Source organism: Promicromonospora xylanilytica (genome assembly GCF_054782895.1).
Window position 1 is genome coordinate 107153 of sequence record NZ_BAAGRP010000006.1, and the last position, 16004, is coordinate 123156.

Consider the following 16004-nt stretch of genomic DNA (forward strand, 5'->3'; position numbering starts at 1 on the left):
AGGAACGAGGACGATCATGCTGCGTCAACACATCCGTACCGACCGTGGACGGGGCGCCATCGGTGCCGCCGCCCTCCTCGCGACGACGGCCCTGCTCGCCTCCTGCTCGACGGGCGCCCAGGGCGCGACGACGCTCGACACCGAGGCCGACGTCACGCTCACCTGGTGGACGGGACAGGCCGACCAGGCCCAGACCATACTCACCGGGCTCGCCGAGGAGTTCGAGGAGGAGCACCCCAACGTGACCATCGAGGTCTCCTCGGGGGCGCCGTCGACGGAGGACCTGCTCCAGAAGCTCTCGTCGTCGTTCGCCGGCGGGACCTACCCCGACATCTCCTACGCGTTCGGGTCGTGGGCGAGCGAGCTCGCCGACTCCGGGCGGACACTCGACATCTCGGAGCAGGTGGCCGACCCCGCCGTCGGGTGGGACGAGTTCTCGGGAGCCGCCCGTGCGACGGCGCAGCCGACCGGCGACGCCACCATCGGGTTCCCCGCCGTCGTCGACAATCTCTCGCTGATCTACAACAAGACGGTCTTCGACGAGGCCGGCGTCGAGTACCCCACCGCCGACTGGACATGGGACGACTTCCGCGCCGCGGCCAAGGAGCTCACCGACCCGGCGACCACCACCTACGGGTACGGGTACTCGGTCTCCGGGTCCGAGGAGACGACCTGGCAGTTCTGGCCGCACCTGTGGCAGAACGGCGGCGAGATCCTCGACGAGTCCGAGACCACCGCGACCTTCGACTCCGAGGCCGGCGTCGAGGCGCTGACCTTGCTGCGCGACATGGCGGTCGAGGACGAGTCCGTGTACCTGGACCAGACCGACACGAAGTTCGGGCAGATCTTCGCGAGCGACCAGATCGGGATGATCACCTCCGGCCCGTGGTCGCTGTACGACCTCCAGGTCGCGGAGACGGACTACGGCGTGGTGCCGCTGCCCGGGACCGACGGCAAGCACACCACGATCTCCGGTGCGGACCTGTGGGTGCTCTTCGACCACCAGGACGCCAACCGCGAGTACTGGTCGTACGAGTTCACGAAGTGGCTGACCGACCCGGAGCAGGACGTGCGCTGGAACGTCGCCTACGGCAACCTGCCCCTGCGCGCGAGCGAGATCGAATCGCCCGAGTTCCAGGCGCAGGTCAAGGAGATGCCCGGGCTCGAGGTGATGGCCGCGAACAGTGAGAACGCGACCATCCCGCGCCCCACCGTCCCCGGCTACGTGAACCTCTCCGAGGCGATCGGGACCGCCATCTCCGAGGTGCTGCAGGGCCAGGGCGAGCCTGCCGACGCCCTCGCGCGAGCCGCGGACGAGGCGACGGCCGCCCTGGCGGACAAGTGACCGCGACCGCCCTCCCGTCGCGGCGGGACGTCCCCATCCCGCGGGGCGTCCCGCCGCAGCGCCCGCGCCCGGCCCACCGGCTCAGGGACGGCCTCACCGGATGGGGATTCGTCGGGCCCGCGACCCTCATCGTGCTGGGCCTGTCCATCTTCCCGGCGGTCTGGGCGTTCCTGCTGTCCCTGCAGGACTGGAACGGCTTCTCTGTGCCCGAGCAGGTCGGGTTCGAGAACTACGCCGAGATGGCCGGCGACGCCGACCTCGCGGCCGCCGCCACGCACACCGTGCTGTACACGGCGCTGTTCGTGCCCGCGTCGGTGCTCCTCGGCCTCGGCCTCGCCACGGCGCTGAACCGGCGGATCGTCCTGGTCGGCCTGTACCGCACCCTGATCTTTCTCCCGTTCGTCGTGTCGGCCGCTGCCACGGGCATCCTGACGACGTACCTGTTCAACCCGCAGTTCGGACTGGTCAACAACGTGCTACGGGTCGTGGGTCTGCCCCAGCAGGGCTGGCTCGAGGACCCGAACCAGGCGATGGTGGTCCTCGCGATCATGTCGCTGTGGGGGCAGGCCGCCTTCACGACGGTCATCTACCTCGCCGCGCTCCAGGACATCCCCGCGGAGCTTTCCGAGGCGGCCCTCGTCGACGGAGCCAACCGCTGGCAGTCCTTCTGGCACGTGACGTTCCCGCAGCTCGCACCCGTGACGGTGTTCGTGACCATCTGGCAGACCATCCAGGCCATCCAGCTCTTCGACCTCGTGTACACGACCACCCGGGGCGGTCCGCTGGGGGCCACGGAGACGATCGTCTACTACCTGTGGACCTCGGCCTTCAAGGACCTGGAGTTCGGGTACGCGTCGGCCGTCGCCTACGGGCTCTTCGCCGTCACCCTCGCGATCACGATCGGCGTGACGATCTACTCGCGCCGCAGCTCGGTAGGTGGATTCTGATGACCGTACTCGCCACACCCACCCGGCCGGCACCCTGGCCGCCGCACGACGAGCAGGCAGGGGAACCCTCGCGCCGCAAGCCCCGCAGGGGCTGGTGGCACCTGGTGCTCGTCCCCGTCGCGCTGCTCTTCGCCACGCCGTTCGTGCAGATGTTCCTCACCTCGCTGACGCCGGAGTCGGAGATCAACCGGTTCCCGGTGCGGTTCTTCCCGTCCGAGCTGACCCTCGACGGGTACGCGAAGCTCTTCCGCGACACGGACGTGCTCCTGTGGACCGGGAACACCGTGCTCGTGTCCCTTGTCGCGGTCGGCTCCCACCTCGTGCTGTGCTCGCTCGCGGGCTACGGGTTCGCCCGGCTCACGTTCCCGGGGCGCGACGTCGGGTTCCTGATGATCATCGCGACGATCATGATCCCGACGCAGCTCCTCATGGTGCCGACCTACGTGATGTTCGCCCGGGTCGGGATCATCGACACGCTCGCCGCGGCGATGGTCCCGTGGCTCGCGTCGGTGTTCGGGATCTTCCTGATGCGCCAGTTCTTCCTGTCGCTGCCCGTGGAGCTCGAGGAGGCGGCGCTGCTCGACGGCTGCTCCCGCTTCACGACCTTCTGGCGGATCATCCTGCCGCTCGCCCGGCCGGCCCTCGCGACCCTGGCGATCTTCACGCTCCTGAGCTCCTGGAACGACCTCGTCTGGCCGCTGATCGCCATCAACGACCCGGGCGCGTTCACGCTCCAGCTCGGCATCACCAACTTCCAGGGCGCCCGGCGCACCGACTGGTCGCTCCTCATGGCGAGCAACGTGGTGGCGACGCTGCCCCTGATCGTCTTCTTCGTCTTCGCGCAGAAGCAGTTCATCGCCACCATGTCGTTCTCAGGAGTCAAGGGATGACCACCACCGGGACCTCGCCGCACGCCGCACGATCCGCCCCACGACCCGTGGTGGTCGCGGGGGACGCGAACGTCGACCTCGTCCTGCGGGGCGACGTCGTGCCCCGGTTCGGTCAGGCCGAGCAGCTCGCCGACTCGGGCGATCTGGTGCTGGGCGGCTCCGCGAGCATCGCGGCGGCCGGCACCGCCCGCCTGGACGTGCCGACGTCGCTGGTGGCCCGCGTGGGGGCCGACCCGTTCGGCACGGTCACGCTCGACGCGCTGCGCGGCTGCGGCGTCGACGTCGGCCTCGTCGAGGTGGCGGACGGCGAGCCGACCGGGCTGTCGGTGATCCTGTCCACGCCGCGGGACCGCGCGATCCTCACGGTGCCGGGCACCATCCCGACCCTGACGGGGGAGCGGGTCAGCGCGGTGCTCGACGACGCACGCCCCGGGCTGCTGCACGTCGCCTCCTACTTTCTCCAGCCTGGTCTGGCCCGTGCGCTGCCCGGGGTGCTCGCCCGGGCGCGGGAGCAGGGCTGGACCACGAGCCTCGACACCAACTGGGACCCGGGCGAGCAGTGGGCGGGGCTGGACGAGGTGCTGCCGCACCTGGACCTGCTGCTGCCCAACCGCAACGAGCTGCGTGCCATCGCCGGTGCCCTCGGCGAGCCGGTAGGCCCGCACGACGGTCTCGACGACGTCGCGCTGGCGGTCCGGGTCGCGCGGCGCGGCCCCCGGGTGGTCGTCAAGGACGGGGCCGACGGCGGCTGGTCGGTCGGCGCCGACGGCGACGTCGTGCGCGCGCCGGGCGTGACCGTCGACGTCGTCGACACCACCGGGGCCGGGGACAGCTTCGACGCGGGCTACCTGGCGGCCCTCGCGCACGGCGTCCCCGACGAGGAGACACGCGTGCGGTGGGCCACGGTCGCGGGCTCGCTGTCGACCCTCGGCTCCGGCGGCACCGGGCGTCAGGCGACCCGCGACGAGCTGGAGCAGGTGCTCGCACGGTGATCTCGGCGATCGCGCTCAGCCCGTCGCTCGACGTCACGTACGTGGTCGACGGCCTGGACGGCATTCAGCGCCCCCGCTCCGTGCACCGCGTCGGCGGCGGCAAGGCCCTCAACGCGGCACGAGCGGCCGCGGCCCTCGGCGCCGAGGTGTCCGCCGTTGCGGTGCTCGGCGCCGGCGTGGGCAGGGACGTCGCGGCGGGCGCGCGGGCCGACGGCGTCGACGTGCACGTCGTGGAGGATCAGGAGCCGACCCGCAGCTGCGTCTCCGTCTTCTCGCTGGCCACCGGGCAGCTCACCGAGATCTACGAGCGGGCCGTGCCGGTCGCGGCCGGCACGGCGACACGTGCGCTCGACACGGCCGTCACGCTGGCGGCGTCCCGCCCCGGCTGGTGGTTCGTCTCGGGCGGCCTGCCGGACTCCGCCCCGGCGGGCCTGCTGGCCGACGTCGTGCGCCGGCTGCACGCCGCGGGGGTCCGGGTCGCCGTCGACAGCCACGGCGCCGCGCTGAGGGGCGCCGTCGGTGCTGGGCCCGACCTCGTGAAGGTCAACCGGGCCGAGGCGCTGGAGCTCGTGGGTGGTGACCCGGAGGTTCCGGTGCCCAACCTGCTCGCCGCCGTGCACGCGCTGGCCCGAGGCCTGGTCGTCGTGACCGACGGCGCGGCGGGGGCCTGGGCGACGGACGGCGAGCGGGTGCTGCGGGCGCGGCTCGCCGGACACACGGGACACTTCCCGGTGGGCAGCGGTGACTCGTTCCTCGGCGGTCTGCTCGTCGCACTCGACGGGGGAGACGACCTGCCCGAGGCCATGGCGCTCGCCACGGCGACAGGCACGGCCAACGCGCAGGTCCCGGGCGCGGCGATCCTCGACCCGGCCCTGGCCCGCCTCCTCGCCCGGGACGTCGAGGTCAGCTGCTAGGTGTACCGGATCAGGACGTCGGCGGAAGTCCTGGGACTTTCTCGAGGCGGACCTTCTCGAGGCGGACCTTCTCGAGCTCCAGCTCGGCCCGGGCCTACTCGTACGTTCCCACCCACACCGAGATCGCGGCGCCGAACCGCAATGTGTGCGTGCATCCGGTCCCTGGCGAACGCCGAACCGCAATGTGTGCGTGCATCCGGGTCCCTGGCGAACGCCGAACCGCAATGTAGGAGCCCATCTCGCGCCGACCCGAAAGTTGATGGTCCTTCGACGGGCCGATGCACGCTCCTGCTGCGGTTCGGCGCCCGAAGGGACACATAGGTTGCGGTTCGGCGGCCGGACTCGGCCGGGTGGACGCGTAAGTTGCGGTTCGGCGGCGGGTAGCGGCCGGACTCGGCCGGGTGGACGCGTAAGTTGCGGTTCGGCGGCGGGTAGCGGCCGGACCCGGCCGAGTTGGACGCGTAAGTTGCGGTTCGGCGGCGGGTCGGGACCAGCAGGCCGACAGAGAGCTCAGTCCGGGACCACCTGGACCTCCACGCCTGCCGCCTCGATCGCCGCGAGCGCCTCCGGGTCCGCCGAGGAGTCCGTGACCAGCACGTCGATCTCCGGGAGGTCGGCCACCTTGGCGAGGGTCACCCGGCCCACCTTCGAGCCGTCGGCGACGACCACCACGTGCTCGGCGTGCGCGAGCATCGCGTGGTTGGTCCGGGCCTCGGTCTCGTCGTGGGTGGTCGCCCCGCCGCGTACGCTGATGCCGTCCGTGCCGAGGAACGCCGTGCCGACGTTGATGGCGTTGAACGTGTTCTCCGCCAGGGCGCCGACGGCCTCGAACGAGCTGGACCGGACGAACCCGCCGGTCATGATCACCTTCAGGTTGCTCCGGGAGGCGAGCTCCGTCGCCGTCGTCAGCGCGTTGGTGACGATGGCCAGGTCGGGGCGCGTGGCCAGCTCCCTGGCGACGGCGGCGGCGGTGGTGCCTCCGCTGATGGCCACGGAGTAGCGGCCCGCGGGGAGCAGGCCCGCGGCGTGCTCGGCGATGCGGACCTTCGCGTCCCGGAACCGGTTGTCCCGCAGCAGGACGGGCACCTCCGTGGTCGGGTCGAGCGCGCGGACGCCCCCGTGGGTGCGCACGAGCAGCCCCTGCTCCTCCATGGCCGCGAGGTCGCGCCGCATCGTCGCGGACGACACGTCGAGCTCCCGGACCAGGTCCGTGAGCCGCGTGGTGCCGTGCTCGTTGACGTAGGTCAGGGTGCGCATCATGCGCTCGGTGCGCTTGTGCGAGATGGCGCGTGGTGCCGATTCCGCCGTGGTCGCCATGCCGTTCCCTTCTCGAACCGCTCACTCAAACTGATCGGTTACCGCCAATTCTGATCGTATTCTTGCACATCTCGCGCGGACGCCCTGATGATCGACGGCATGGTCAGCATCGCGTTCATCGGCGCCGGGAGCGTCGTCTTCACCCGGCAGCTCGTCGCCGACATCCTGCGCTTCCCCGAGCTCGTCGAGGCCCGCCTCGTGCTCCACGACATCGACCCCGAGCGGCTCGACGTCGCCGAGGCGACCGCGCGCCAGGTCAACCGGCAGCTCGGCGGCCGGGCGACCGTCGTCGCGGCGCTCGACCGCCGGACGGCGCTCGACGGCGCGGACTTCGTCATCAACATGATCCAGGTCGGGGGAGTGGATGCCACCGTCGCCGACCTCGAGATCCCGGCCCGTCACGGACTGCGGCAGACGATCGGCGACACGACCGGCGTCGGTGGGATCTTCCGCGCGCTGCGGACGTTCCCCGTGCTGAGCGCGCTGGCCGCCGACATGCGCGAGCTGTGCCCAGACGCGTGGCTGCTCAACTACACGAACCCGATGGCGATGAACGTGTGGTGGCTGTCCGTCGTCGCCCCGGAGCTCAAGGTCGCTGGCCTCTGCCACAGCGTCTACTGGACCGCGCACGACCTGGCGGAGCTCGTGGGCGTCCCCGTCGAGGAGACCCGCTACCGCGCGGCCGGCGTCAACCACCAGGCCTGGCTGCTCGAGTGGGAGCACGACGGCAAGGACCTCTACCCGCTGCTGCGCGAGCGCATCGCTGCCGACCCCGAGCTGGAGCGCCGCGTGCGCGTCGAGATCTTCCGGCGCCTCGGCTACTACCCCACGGAGACGAGCGAGCACTCGTCGGAGTACCTGTCGTGGTTCCTGCGCTCGGACGCGCAGATCGAGCGCTACCGGCTGGAGCCCTTGGAGTACGTCGGCATCAGCCGCGAGAACCTCGCCGAGCTCGACCGGGCCAGGCGGACCCTCGCCGCCGGCGGCGAGCTCGAGCTCGAGGACGGCGCGAGCGAGTACGCGCCGCAGATCATCCACTCCCTGGTCACCGGCACGCGCCGCGAGGTGCACGTCAACGTGCCCAACCGGGGCCTGATCGACAACCTGGGGCCGGACGCCGTGGTCGAGGTGCCCGCCGTCGTCGACGGATCGGGCATCGCGCCCGTGCCGATGGGGTCGCTGCCGATCCAGTGCGCCGCCGTCAACCAGGCGTACGTCTCGGTCGGGCGGCTGACCGTCGAGGCGGCGCGCACGGGCGACCAGCTCCTGGTCCGCCAGGCCGCGCTCCTGGACCCGAACGCGTCGTCGACCCTGACCCCCGAGCAGATCTGGGCGGTGTGCGACGAGCTCACCGCCGCGCACGGCGACCTGCTGCCCGAGGCCCTGCGCGGTCCCGTCCCGGCGAGCGCGCCATGACGCTCGCGGCGACGGGCGCCCTCGTCGCCGACGCCGTGCGGTCGCGCAGCGCGGTCCTCGCGTTCAACGTCATCACGCTGGAGCACGCCGAGGGCATCGTCCAGGGCCTCGAGGCAGCGGGCCTGCCCGGGATCCTCCAGGTCAGCGAGAACGCGGTGCGGTTCCACGGCGGGCGGATGGCGCCGCTGGTCGCCGGCTGCCGTGAGGTGGCGGCGTCGGCGGGCGTGCCGGTCAGCGTGCACCTCGACCACGTGCAGGACGTCGACCTGGCCAGGTCGGTCGTCGCGTCCGCGTGGCAGCTCGGCATCTCGTCGCTCATGGTCGACGCGGCCCACCTCGAGTACGACAAGAACGTCGCGACGACGGCGGAGCTCGCCGAGGCCGGTCACCGCACCTCGCTGTGGATCGAGGCCGAGCTGGGGGAGATCGGGGGCAAGGACGGTGCGCACGCGCCGGGCGTACGCACCGACCCGGACGAGGCGGCGTCGTTCGTGGAGCGGACCGGCGTGGACGGTCTCGCCGTCGCCGTGGGCAGCTCGCACGCGATGACCACGGCGACCGCCGAGCTCGACCTGGACCTGGTCGGCCGCCTCACCGACCGGCTGCCGGTACCGCTCGTGCTGCACGGGTCGTCCGGGGTGCCCGTCGGGACGCTGCGCGCCGCCGTCGCCCGCGGCGTCCGCAAGATCAACGTCGGGACCGCGCTCAACGTCGGCTACACGGCCGAGGTGCGCCAGTACCTCGCGGCCGACGGTGCCGTGACCGACCCGCGCAAGTATCTGACCCCGGCCCGCGACGCGGTCCGCGACACGGTGACCCGCCTGTCCCAGGCGATCCTGGCCCCCTGACCCCTTTGGTCGGCAACCAGGGGTGGGTCAGGCGTCCCAGGCCTCCGTGAACTCGGCGAGGTCGATGCGGCCGTCGTGGTCGTGATCGGCCTTGCCGAAGATCTCCTCGAGGTCCTTGTCGCTGGTCTCCTCGCCGCGGGTGGCCATCGCCTGCCGGAACTCGTCGGCGGTGATCCGGCCGTCGCCGTCGCCGTCGAACTCGACAAACGTACGGGTGAGCTCGTCGTTGGTGGTCATGGGCAGTACCTCCGCGATGCCGGGAACACGTCGGGGAGTATGCAACCACACAACGGTGGCGTCGTGGCGCCCCGAATGTCGGTCCCTGTCCGATACCGTGCGGCGTGCCACTCGTCGACGCCCGGAGGACCAGACCATGAGGCTGTACGCCGCCGCACCCGCACGAGCGGCCCGACAGGTGCTGGGCGACCTGCTGCTCCTCGCCTGGATCACGGCGTGGGCCTGGGCCGGGCGCGAGGTCCACGACGTGACCCTGACGCTGGGGCGGCCCGGCCTGGCGACGGCATCGGCCGGCGACGACCTGGCGGGCCGGTTCCACGACGTCGAGGGACGGATCGGCGGCCTGCCGGCCGTGGGGGACGACCTGGCCGCCCCGTTCAAGGGCGCCGCCGAGGCGGCCGAGAGCCTGGCCGCGGCGGGACGCTCCCAGGCGGAGACGGTGGCCGACGTCGCGCTGCTCGCCGGGGTCGGGGTGTTCCTCGTCCCGGTGCTGCTCGTGGCCGTGCTCTACGTGCCGTTCCGCGTCCGGTTCGCGCGCCGGGCGGGCGCCGCGCGGCGGTTCGTGGGGGCTGACCCCGAGCTCCTGGCGCTGCGCGCCCTCGCCAACCAGCCGCTGCGGACCCTGACCCGCGTCACGGACGACCCCGTCGGCGCCTGGCGGGACGGCGACCCCGACACGGTGCGCCGCCTGGCCGACCTGGAGCTGCGCAGCCTCGGCCTGAAGCGCTGAGTGCTGGATCTTCGCCCCTCCGCGCGCGGTAGAGGGGCGAAGATCCAGCACTCAGCGGGGCTGTGCGTCTCAGTCGACGCAGAACTCGTTGCCCTCGATGTCCTGCAGGGTGATGCAGGACTCGTTCTCCTCGTCGGCGTACTGCGTCAGCACGTGCGTCGCGCCCAGTGCGATCAGCCGTGCGGCCTCCGCCTCGAGCACGGCGAGTCGCTCCGCGCCCACGAGGCCGGCGCCCGCCCGCACGTCGAGGTGCACCCGGTTCTTGACGATCTTGCCCTCGGGTACGCGCTGGAAGTACAGGCGCGGACCGACTCCCGTCGGGTCGACACACGCGAACGCCGCGTCCCGCTCCTCGGGCGGCAGCGATCCGGTGTACTCGTCCCAGGAGGCGAACCCCTCGGGGGGCGGCGGGACGACGTACCCCAGAACTTCGCACCAGAACCGGGCGACCCGCTCCGGCTCGGCGCAGTCGAAGGTGACCTGGAAGTGTTGGACCTTTGGCATCGGGCCACCATAACGACGCGTGCCGATCCGGTCATCGAGATATCGAGCCCGCCAGCAGCCGGGCCAGCTCGGCGGGCCGCGTGAACATCGGCCAGTGGCCCGAGTCGATGTCGACCAGGTCGACGTGCTTGGCCCGCGCGAGCTCCGGCACGTCGCCGGCGTCGATCCACTGCTGAGCCTGGGCGGCGGTGAACTCCGGGCACACCACCACGACGGGGACGTCGAACCGGCGCTCGTCGGCCAGGTGCACCACGCCGCGGGCGACGCCCTCTGGCACGGGGACCGCCGCGTCCGCCACGGTCTGCTTGACGGCGTCGGAGAGGTCGGCGGAGTCCGGACCCTCGAACGGCCCCCAGCCGGGAAACGGCATGACACCGCCGGTGATCTCGAACAGGTCGGCGTAGAGCTTGCCGTCGTCCCAGGGGAAGCCGCCGACCAGGGTCACCCCGGCCACCTCGTCCGGCCGCGCGTCGGCGGCGAGCCAGGCGAGCGTGCACGCGGCCGAGTGGCCGACGACGAGCGGCTTCCCGTCCGCCGCGTCGACCGCCGCGAGCACTGCCGCGACCTGGTCGTCGAGCGTGGCCGACGTCGAGCCGTCGCCCTGACCGGGGAGCGCGACCGGGACGGGCCGGTGCCCGAGCGCCTCGAGCTCCGGCACCACATGGTCCCAGGCGGTCGTGTCGAGCCAGAGGCCCCCGATGAGCAGGATGTCCATGATCTCTCCCGTGGTCGGTGCGGCGACGTGCCGCTGCGTCCCACGTTAGAGCCAGTTCCGGACGTTCTACTTCCGGTATAAGGGCGACTGAACGGAAGTGCGATGAGTTTCACGCGCCCGGTCGTCTGAGCTGGCAGAGGCCGGGCGACCGACCGGCCACCACCACCCAGGGAGACAACCCGACATGAGCACCATCGTCGCCACCCACTTCGTCTCGCTCGACGGCAAGGTCGACCCGACCGGCGGGGACCCCGAGCTGCACGACACCGCGTGGACCTTTAAGACGGTCGCCCCCGCACCGGAGGCCTTCGAGCTCAAGGGCCGCGAGCAGGAGGAGGCCGGCGGGCTGCTGCTCGGCCGCGCGAGCTACCAGATGTTCGCGCCCGTCTGGCCCGGCATGGCCGAGTTCACGCGGTACAACACCCTGCCCAAGTACGTCGTCTCCACGACCCTCACCGACGACGACCTGACCGACGGCTGGGGCGAGACCACTATCCTGCGCTCGCTGGACGAGGTCGCGCGGCTCAAGGAGTCCGACGCCGGCGAGCTCCAGGTGCACGGGAGCGTCTCCCTCACCCGGGCGCTCGCCGACGCCGACCTCATCGACGCCTACCACCTGCTGGTCTTCCCGGTGCTGCTGGGCCAGGGCAAGCCCCTGTTCAGCGATGCCGACAAGGTGGCGCAGAAGCTCCGGCTGGTCGAGCACGACGCGTACAGGAACGGCGTGCAGAAGCAGGTCTTCGAGGTGCTGCGCTGACCTGCCGGTCAGCTCACGTCGCCGCGCCAGGCACCTGTCTCGGCGCCGCGGGCCTCGATGAACTCCTTGAACCGCCCGAGGTCACCCTCGACGCGCCGGTCGTCGAAGTTCAGCGCGCTGCCCACCTTCTCGGTGGCGCTGCCGGGGTCCCAGTCCATCTGCACGGTGACCCGGGTCTTGGCGTCGTGGAGCTTGTGGAACGTGACGACTCCGGCCTGGTCGGGACCGGTGCGGCTCGCCCACGCGACGCGCTCGTCCGGGTGCTGCTCGGTGATCTCCGCGTCGAACTCCCGCTCGACCCCGCCCACCTTCGTCTTCCAGTGGGTATGTGTCGGGTCGAGCTGGCGGATCTCCTCGACGCCCTCCATGAACCGGGGGAACTCCTCGAACTGCGTCCACTGGTTGTAGGCGGTGCGTACGGGGACGTCCACGTCGATCGACTTCGTGATGCTGGCCACGAGCCTCTCCTTTCGTTGGCGTGTGACCACCGTGACCTGGGCTCGGCCCACTCGCCCGTCGAGGCTCGGCCCACTCGCGTGCCGGGGGCATAGCCTGCTGGGATGCCGTCCGAGATCAGCCCCACCGCACGCGCGCTGCGCGCCCTCGAGGTGCTGCAGACCCGCCCCGGCACGACGGCGAACGAGCTCGCCGAACGGCTGGGCGTCACGGAACGAGCAGCCCGCCGGTACGTCGAGATCCTGCGCGAGGCCGGCATCCCGGTCTCGTCCGCCCGCGGGCCGCACGGCGGCTACCGGCTCGGGCGCGGCACGCGCCTGCCCCCGGTCAGCTTCACGCAGACCGAGGCGCTCGGGCTGGTCATGGCGGTGCTCGACAGCCACCCCGCCGCCGAAGGCGACGACCTCGTCGACACCGCGCTCGGCAAGGTGGTCCGGGCGCTGCCCGAGGACGTGGGTCGCCAGGCGGCGGCGCTGCGCGAGCACGCGTCCGCCGCGCCGGACCGGTACGCGGCCCGTCCCGGGACCGCCGTCACCAGCGACCTGGTCGCGGCGGTCGCCGCCCGACGGCGCGTGCTGGTCACCTACCGCGGCGAGTCCGGCAGCGAGTGGGTCGCCGAGGTCGACCCGTGGGCCGTGGTCGTGCGCTACGGGCGGTGGTACCTCCTGTGCCACTCCCACCGCGCCGGGGCGACCCGGACCTACCGGGTCGACCGGATCGTCGCCGTCGAGCACACCGAGCGTCGCTTCGAGCCCCCGGCGGGCCTCGACCCCGTGACGGCGCTCGAGGAGCACCTGGGCACCGGGTGGCAGTTCGCCACCCGTGTCGTCTTCGACGCCCCGCTCGCCGACGTCGCGCCCTGGGTCGGCGCCCAGAAGGGACGGCTCGAGGCCGCGGGCGACGGATGCGTGCTGGTGGGCAGCACCCGGAACCCGCAGATGTACGCGCAGGAGTGGCTCGCGAGCGTGCCGTACCCGTTCCGGGTGGAGGGCGGGCCGGAGCTCCGGACCGCCGTCGGGGCGCTGGCGGAGCGGTTGGCGGCCGCTGTCGCCCACCCCGCGGAGGGCCGGCAGGAGGTCCCGGAGATCAGGGGTCGATGACGGCGACCCGGTGTGCAAGCATCAGCCCATGACCGCACGACGCGTGGGCATCATCTGGAACCCGTCCAAGACGAGCAGGCAGGACCTGGAGTCCGGGCTGGGCAAGGCAGTCTCCGCGGAGAGCCGGCGCACGGAGGCCCGCTGGTTCGAGACGAGCAAGGACGACGCCGGCCAGGGCGCCGCCGCGGCCGCGATCGAGGCGGGTGCCGACGTGCTGGTCGTCGCGGGCGGCGACGGGACCGTGCGCGCGGTCGCCGAGCACCTCGCGGAGGCGGGCGGGGACGTCGAGCTGGGCATCGTCCCTCTCGGCACCGGCAACCTTCTCGCCCGCAACCTCTCGGTCCCGCTCGGCGACGTCGCCGCCGCCTTCACGAGGGCGCTCACCGCCGAGGCGCGGGCCATCGACGTGGGCTGGCTGGAGATCGACCTCGAGGGCGGGACCGAACGGCACGCGTTCGCGGTGCTCGCCGGGTTCGGGCTCGACGCGCACATGATCACCGAGACGGACGACGACCTCAAGGACAAGGTCGGCTGGCTGGCCTACGTCGAGTCGATGGGCCGGGCCCTGACCGCCAGCGACACCCTCGACGTCCGGATCACCGCCGACGACGAGCCGCTGGGCGAGGAGAGCGTGCACACGCTGCTGATCGGCAACTGCGGCACGCTCCAGGGCGGGATCAACCTGCTGCCGGACGCCGATCCCGCCGACGGTGAGCTCGACCTGCTCGTCCTGAGCGCCGCCGACGCCGCGGGGTGGGCCGACACGCTGCGCAACATGGTCTGGGACAACGGCGTCAAGCGGCTCGCCACGGGCGGGTCGACGGCGGAGAGCAGCGACAGCGCGACGCACCTCCGCCTGCGACAGGTGAGCATCGAGCTGCTGGAGCCACGCGTCTTCGAGATCGACGGCGAGGACCTGGGGGAGACCACCCGGGTCGCCGTGTCCGTGCAGCCCGGCGCCGTGCGGGTCCGCTGAGCGCAGGAGCCCCGGCGGGAGCCTGGCGGGTCGTCCGCGCCGTCCGGCGGCGGATGCCCCAAGATGGTCGCAGGGGGGCCGACACCGAGAGCACGGGAGAGAACGAGATGACGCGGACGAAGGACGTGAGCCACGGCGGACGGTCGAAGCGGGAGAACGGCCTGAGAGGGCTGATCACGCTCATCACGATCGGGCTGACCGTCGCTGCCGTCGTGAAGGAACTGCGCACCCCGCAGGCGGAGCGCACGTGGCACGGCAAGCTGGCCTCGGTGGTGCCGTACGAGCTACGGGTCCCGACCCTGGAGCGCGCCCGCGACCGGCTGTGGAACCCACAGGCCGAGCGGGTCGTCGGGCCCCGCGTGTTCGGGGTCGGCTGGACCGTCAACCTGGGCAAGGTCGTCGCCGTGGTGCGGCAGAAGATCGGCGTCTGACGCGGCGCCGAGCCACCCCGCCCGGCGCCACCTCATCCCCTGGGTGAGACCTCCGGCTCGTCGGCGCCGATGAGGAACGGCCGCAGCAGGCCGGGGACGGCGGCGTCGGCGAGGGCGAGGCCGTGCGCCTCCGCCGCGTCGCGGACGGCGTAGGCGCCGGAGCCCGCCGCGGTGGTGGCGAGGACGGTGACGAGCCCGGCTCGGCGCTGCAGCACCGACTGGCGTACGGTCCAGCCCACGATGCCGCGCCGCTGGAGCGCCACCGTCGCACGGCGTACCGTGCCGCTGCGCGCGACCAGGTAGTCGCCGGCGAGCGTGTGGCCCAGCGAGCGGTAGGCGTCGAGGGCCAGCAGCACCGCCACGGGCACGAGCACGAGGGTGCTGATCCAGGCCACGTGGAGCAGCACGGGCGTGAGCAGCAGGCCGAGCACCACCACGACGGCCTCGCCCGCGAGCACGGTGCCGACTGCCCAGCGCAGGCGGCGTCCGCGAGCCGCCAGCGGGTGCGGGGCGAGGGGCGCGGCCGTCGGCGGGGCGGTCGGCGCACGGAGCACGTCCGCCGCGACCCGGTCGGCCAGCTCTTTCGGCGCGGTGGGCAGGAGGGTCCGGCTCTCGGCCTTGTCCTCCTCGCCCGTCGCCAGCCCGGTGGCGACCGCGTCCACCCGCGCGCCGCCGGCCAGCCGGGCGGCGAGCGGCTCCACGACCTCCACCCCGCGCAGCCGGGACTCCTCGAGCGAGATCGACCGGGTGGTCAACAGCCCGCGGCGCACCTGCAGCGTGCCGTCGGGCCTGCGGTCCAGCGTGTGGTTCCACCACAGCTCGACCCAGATGGCCAGCGTCGCGACCCCGCCGGCGACGAGGAGCCCCACGGCCAGTGCCAGGGCGACGAGCAGCGCCGGAGCGAGACCGAACCACGACCCGACCGCGGCGATCACGTCGTTCTGCAGGCCGAACCACTCGGCCACCTGGAGCGTGCCGCCGGCCGCGGCGGCACCCAGCGTCGGCGTGAGGAACGACAGCGGGGCGAACCGGAGCCACCGGCGGTCGAACCTGGCCAGCGTCCCGTCCCCGGATCCCGCGTCGCCGGGTCCCGCGTCGCCGGGGCGCGCGGCGTGCGCCAGCAGGGCGGACCGCAGCGCGTCGGCGGACGCTCGTCGCACCGGCCACAGGGTGACGGTTCCCTCCGCGCCGGCGTGCTCGCCGGTGCCCACCCGCACGGTCACGGTGCCGAGCACGCGCAGCACGGGGTCGGCGGTGACGTCCACCGACCGGATCCGCTCCCGCCGCAGGGCGAGGCGCTTGCGGAAGACGACGCCGGTGTGCACGTGGAGCCGCTCCGCGTCGAGGCGGTACCTGGTGACGCGCCACATCCACTCGCCCGCCGCGGCGCCCGCCGCGACGACGACCACGAATCCCGGCAGTACCCAGG

The 16004-nt window shown here is 72.6% G+C and carries 18 protein-coding genes; 12 read left to right on the forward strand and 6 right to left on the reverse strand.

Annotated features, from left to right (window positions below):
* Positions 1-16: 16 nt before the first annotated feature.
* From ACYVK7_RS07645 to ACYVK7_RS07665, 5 genes are read left to right on the forward strand one after another with little or no spacing between them, the layout of a single operon-like run.
* Positions 17-1345, forward strand: a complete 1329-nt coding sequence (locus tag ACYVK7_RS07645) for an ABC transporter substrate-binding protein (protein ID WP_460887090.1) — start codon at positions 17-19, stop codon at positions 1343-1345.
* Complete coding sequence (locus ACYVK7_RS07650; protein WP_460887091.1) at positions 1342-2292, forward strand: carbohydrate ABC transporter permease; 951 nt, start codon at positions 1342-1344, stop codon at positions 2290-2292. The genes ACYVK7_RS07645 and ACYVK7_RS07650 overlap by 4 nt, the downstream gene beginning before the upstream one ends.
* Positions 2292-3182, forward strand: a complete 891-nt coding sequence (locus tag ACYVK7_RS07655) for a carbohydrate ABC transporter permease (protein WP_460887092.1) — start codon at positions 2292-2294, stop codon at positions 3180-3182. The genes ACYVK7_RS07650 and ACYVK7_RS07655 overlap by 1 nt, the downstream gene beginning before the upstream one ends.
* Positions 3179-4174 (forward strand): carbohydrate kinase family protein, encoded by a 996-nt coding sequence (locus ACYVK7_RS07660; RefSeq protein WP_460887093.1) that lies wholly within the window; start codon positions 3179-3181, stop codon positions 4172-4174. The genes ACYVK7_RS07655 and ACYVK7_RS07660 overlap by 4 nt, the downstream gene beginning before the upstream one ends.
* Positions 4171-5088, forward strand: coding sequence for a 1-phosphofructokinase family hexose kinase (locus ACYVK7_RS07665; RefSeq protein ID WP_460887094.1), 918 nt, complete (start codon positions 4171-4173; stop codon positions 5086-5088). The genes ACYVK7_RS07660 and ACYVK7_RS07665 overlap by 4 nt, the downstream gene beginning before the upstream one ends.
* A 510-nt stretch (positions 5089-5598) precedes the next feature.
* Here ACYVK7_RS07665 and ACYVK7_RS07670 read toward each other — a convergent pair.
* Complete coding sequence (locus tag ACYVK7_RS07670; protein ID WP_460887095.1) at positions 5599-6405, reverse strand: DeoR/GlpR family DNA-binding transcription regulator; 807 nt, start codon at positions 6403-6405, stop codon at positions 5599-5601.
* 99 nt (positions 6406-6504) lie between these two features.
* Here ACYVK7_RS07670 and melA point away from each other — a divergent pair, with 99 nt between their 5' ends.
* Complete coding sequence (gene melA / locus ACYVK7_RS07675) at positions 6505-7821, forward strand: alpha-galactosidase (protein WP_460887096.1); 1317 nt, start codon at positions 6505-6507, stop codon at positions 7819-7821.
* Complete coding sequence (locus ACYVK7_RS07680) at positions 7818-8669, forward strand: class II fructose-bisphosphate aldolase (protein WP_460887097.1); 852 nt, start codon at positions 7818-7820, stop codon at positions 8667-8669. The genes melA and ACYVK7_RS07680 overlap by 4 nt, the downstream gene beginning before the upstream one ends.
* A gap of 27 nt (positions 8670-8696) precedes the next feature.
* On the opposite strand, the gene ACYVK7_RS07685 is transcribed toward ACYVK7_RS07680, so the two are convergent.
* Entirely contained in the window at positions 8697-8906 is a 210-nt protein-coding gene (locus ACYVK7_RS07685) for an EF-hand domain-containing protein (RefSeq protein ID WP_460887098.1), read from the reverse strand.
* A gap of 136 nt (positions 8907-9042) precedes the next feature.
* Between ACYVK7_RS07685 and ACYVK7_RS07690 the strand changes: the two genes are divergently transcribed.
* Entirely contained in the window at positions 9043-9636 is a 594-nt protein-coding gene (locus tag ACYVK7_RS07690) for a hypothetical protein (protein WP_460887099.1), read from the forward strand.
* Between the two features lie 69 nt (positions 9637-9705).
* Here ACYVK7_RS07690 and ACYVK7_RS07695 read toward each other — a convergent pair whose 3' ends face one another.
* Positions 9706-10140 carry a VOC family protein gene (locus tag ACYVK7_RS07695; RefSeq protein ID WP_460887100.1) on the reverse strand — a complete coding sequence of 145 codons (435 nt, stop codon included), beginning with the start codon at positions 10138-10140 and terminating at the stop codon, positions 9706-9708.
* Positions 10141-10171: 31 nt separating this feature from the next.
* Positions 10172-10855 (reverse strand): alpha/beta fold hydrolase, encoded by a 684-nt coding sequence (locus ACYVK7_RS07700; RefSeq protein ID WP_460887101.1) that lies wholly within the window; start codon positions 10853-10855, stop codon positions 10172-10174.
* A gap of 184 nt (positions 10856-11039) precedes the next feature.
* Between ACYVK7_RS07700 and ACYVK7_RS07705 the strand changes: the two genes are divergently transcribed.
* Positions 11040-11612 (forward strand): dihydrofolate reductase family protein, encoded by a 573-nt coding sequence (locus ACYVK7_RS07705; protein ID WP_460887102.1) that lies wholly within the window; start codon positions 11040-11042, stop codon positions 11610-11612.
* 8 nt (positions 11613-11620) lie between these two features.
* Here the strand turns inward: ACYVK7_RS07705 and ACYVK7_RS07710 are convergent, their stop codons facing one another.
* A complete protein-coding gene (locus tag ACYVK7_RS07710; RefSeq protein WP_460887103.1) occupies positions 11621-12070 on the reverse strand; it encodes an SRPBCC family protein in 450 nt (149 codons plus the stop codon).
* Between the two features lie 102 nt (positions 12071-12172).
* Between ACYVK7_RS07710 and ACYVK7_RS07715 the strand changes: the two genes are divergently transcribed.
* The 3 genes from ACYVK7_RS07715 to ACYVK7_RS07725 all read left to right on the forward strand — a co-directional run bounded on the left by ACYVK7_RS07715 (position 12173) and on the right by ACYVK7_RS07725 (position 14575).
* Positions 12173-13168, forward strand: a complete 996-nt coding sequence (locus ACYVK7_RS07715) for a helix-turn-helix transcriptional regulator (protein ID WP_460887104.1) — start codon at positions 12173-12175, stop codon at positions 13166-13168.
* Positions 13169-13196: 28 nt separating this feature from the next.
* The gene (locus tag ACYVK7_RS07720) at positions 13197-14144 is read left to right on the forward strand and encodes a diacylglycerol/lipid kinase family protein (protein ID WP_460887105.1); all 948 of its coding nucleotides are present in this window, start codon (positions 13197-13199) and stop codon (positions 14142-14144) included.
* A 107-nt stretch (positions 14145-14251) separates the two neighbouring features.
* Entirely contained in the window at positions 14252-14575 is a 324-nt protein-coding gene (locus tag ACYVK7_RS07725; RefSeq protein WP_460887106.1) for a DUF5808 domain-containing protein, read from the forward strand.
* Between the two features lie 32 nt (positions 14576-14607).
* Here the strand turns inward: ACYVK7_RS07725 and ACYVK7_RS07730 are convergent, their stop codons facing one another.
* On the reverse strand, positions 14608-15984 hold the full coding sequence (locus ACYVK7_RS07730; protein ID WP_460887107.1) for a PH domain-containing protein: 1377 nt from the start codon (positions 15982-15984) through the stop codon (positions 14608-14610).
* Between the last annotated feature and the right edge of the window lie 20 nt (positions 15985-16004).

Bases quoted from the DNA above. Each gene is read 5' to 3' on its own strand.
- ACYVK7_RS07700 (WP_460887101.1), bottom strand. From the start codon at position 10,855: ATGGACATCCTGCTCATCGGGGGCCTCTGGCTCGACACGACCGCCTGG.
- melA (WP_460887096.1), top strand. From the start codon at position 6,505: ATGGTCAGCATCGCGTTCATCGGCGCCGGGAGCGTCGTCTTCACCCGG.
- ACYVK7_RS07725 (WP_460887106.1), top strand. From the start codon at position 14,252: ATGACGCGGACGAAGGACGTGAGCCACGGCGGACGGTCGAAGCGGGAG.
- ACYVK7_RS07685 (WP_460887098.1), bottom strand. From the start codon at position 8,906: ATGACCACCAACGACGAGCTCACCCGTACGTTTGTCGAGTTCGACGGC.
- ACYVK7_RS07655 (WP_460887092.1), top strand. From the start codon at position 2,292: ATGACCGTACTCGCCACACCCACCCGGCCGGCACCCTGGCCGCCGCAC.
- ACYVK7_RS07695 (WP_460887100.1), bottom strand. From the start codon at position 10,140: ATGCCAAAGGTCCAACACTTCCAGGTCACCTTCGACTGCGCCGAGCCG.
- ACYVK7_RS07645 (WP_460887090.1), top strand. From the start codon at position 17: ATGCTGCGTCAACACATCCGTACCGACCGTGGACGGGGCGCCATCGGT.
- ACYVK7_RS07690 (WP_460887099.1), top strand. From the start codon at position 9,043: ATGAGGCTGTACGCCGCCGCACCCGCACGAGCGGCCCGACAGGTGCTG.
- ACYVK7_RS07680 (WP_460887097.1), top strand. From the start codon at position 7,818: ATGACGCTCGCGGCGACGGGCGCCCTCGTCGCCGACGCCGTGCGGTCG.
- ACYVK7_RS07720 (WP_460887105.1), top strand. From the start codon at position 13,197: ATGACCGCACGACGCGTGGGCATCATCTGGAACCCGTCCAAGACGAGC.
- ACYVK7_RS07670 (WP_460887095.1), bottom strand. From the start codon at position 6,405: ATGGCGACCACGGCGGAATCGGCACCACGCGCCATCTCGCACAAGCGC.
- ACYVK7_RS07705 (WP_460887102.1), top strand. From the start codon at position 11,040: ATGAGCACCATCGTCGCCACCCACTTCGTCTCGCTCGACGGCAAGGTC.
- ACYVK7_RS07660 (WP_460887093.1), top strand. From the start codon at position 3,179: ATGACCACCACCGGGACCTCGCCGCACGCCGCACGATCCGCCCCACGA.
- ACYVK7_RS07715 (WP_460887104.1), top strand. From the start codon at position 12,173: ATGCCGTCCGAGATCAGCCCCACCGCACGCGCGCTGCGCGCCCTCGAG.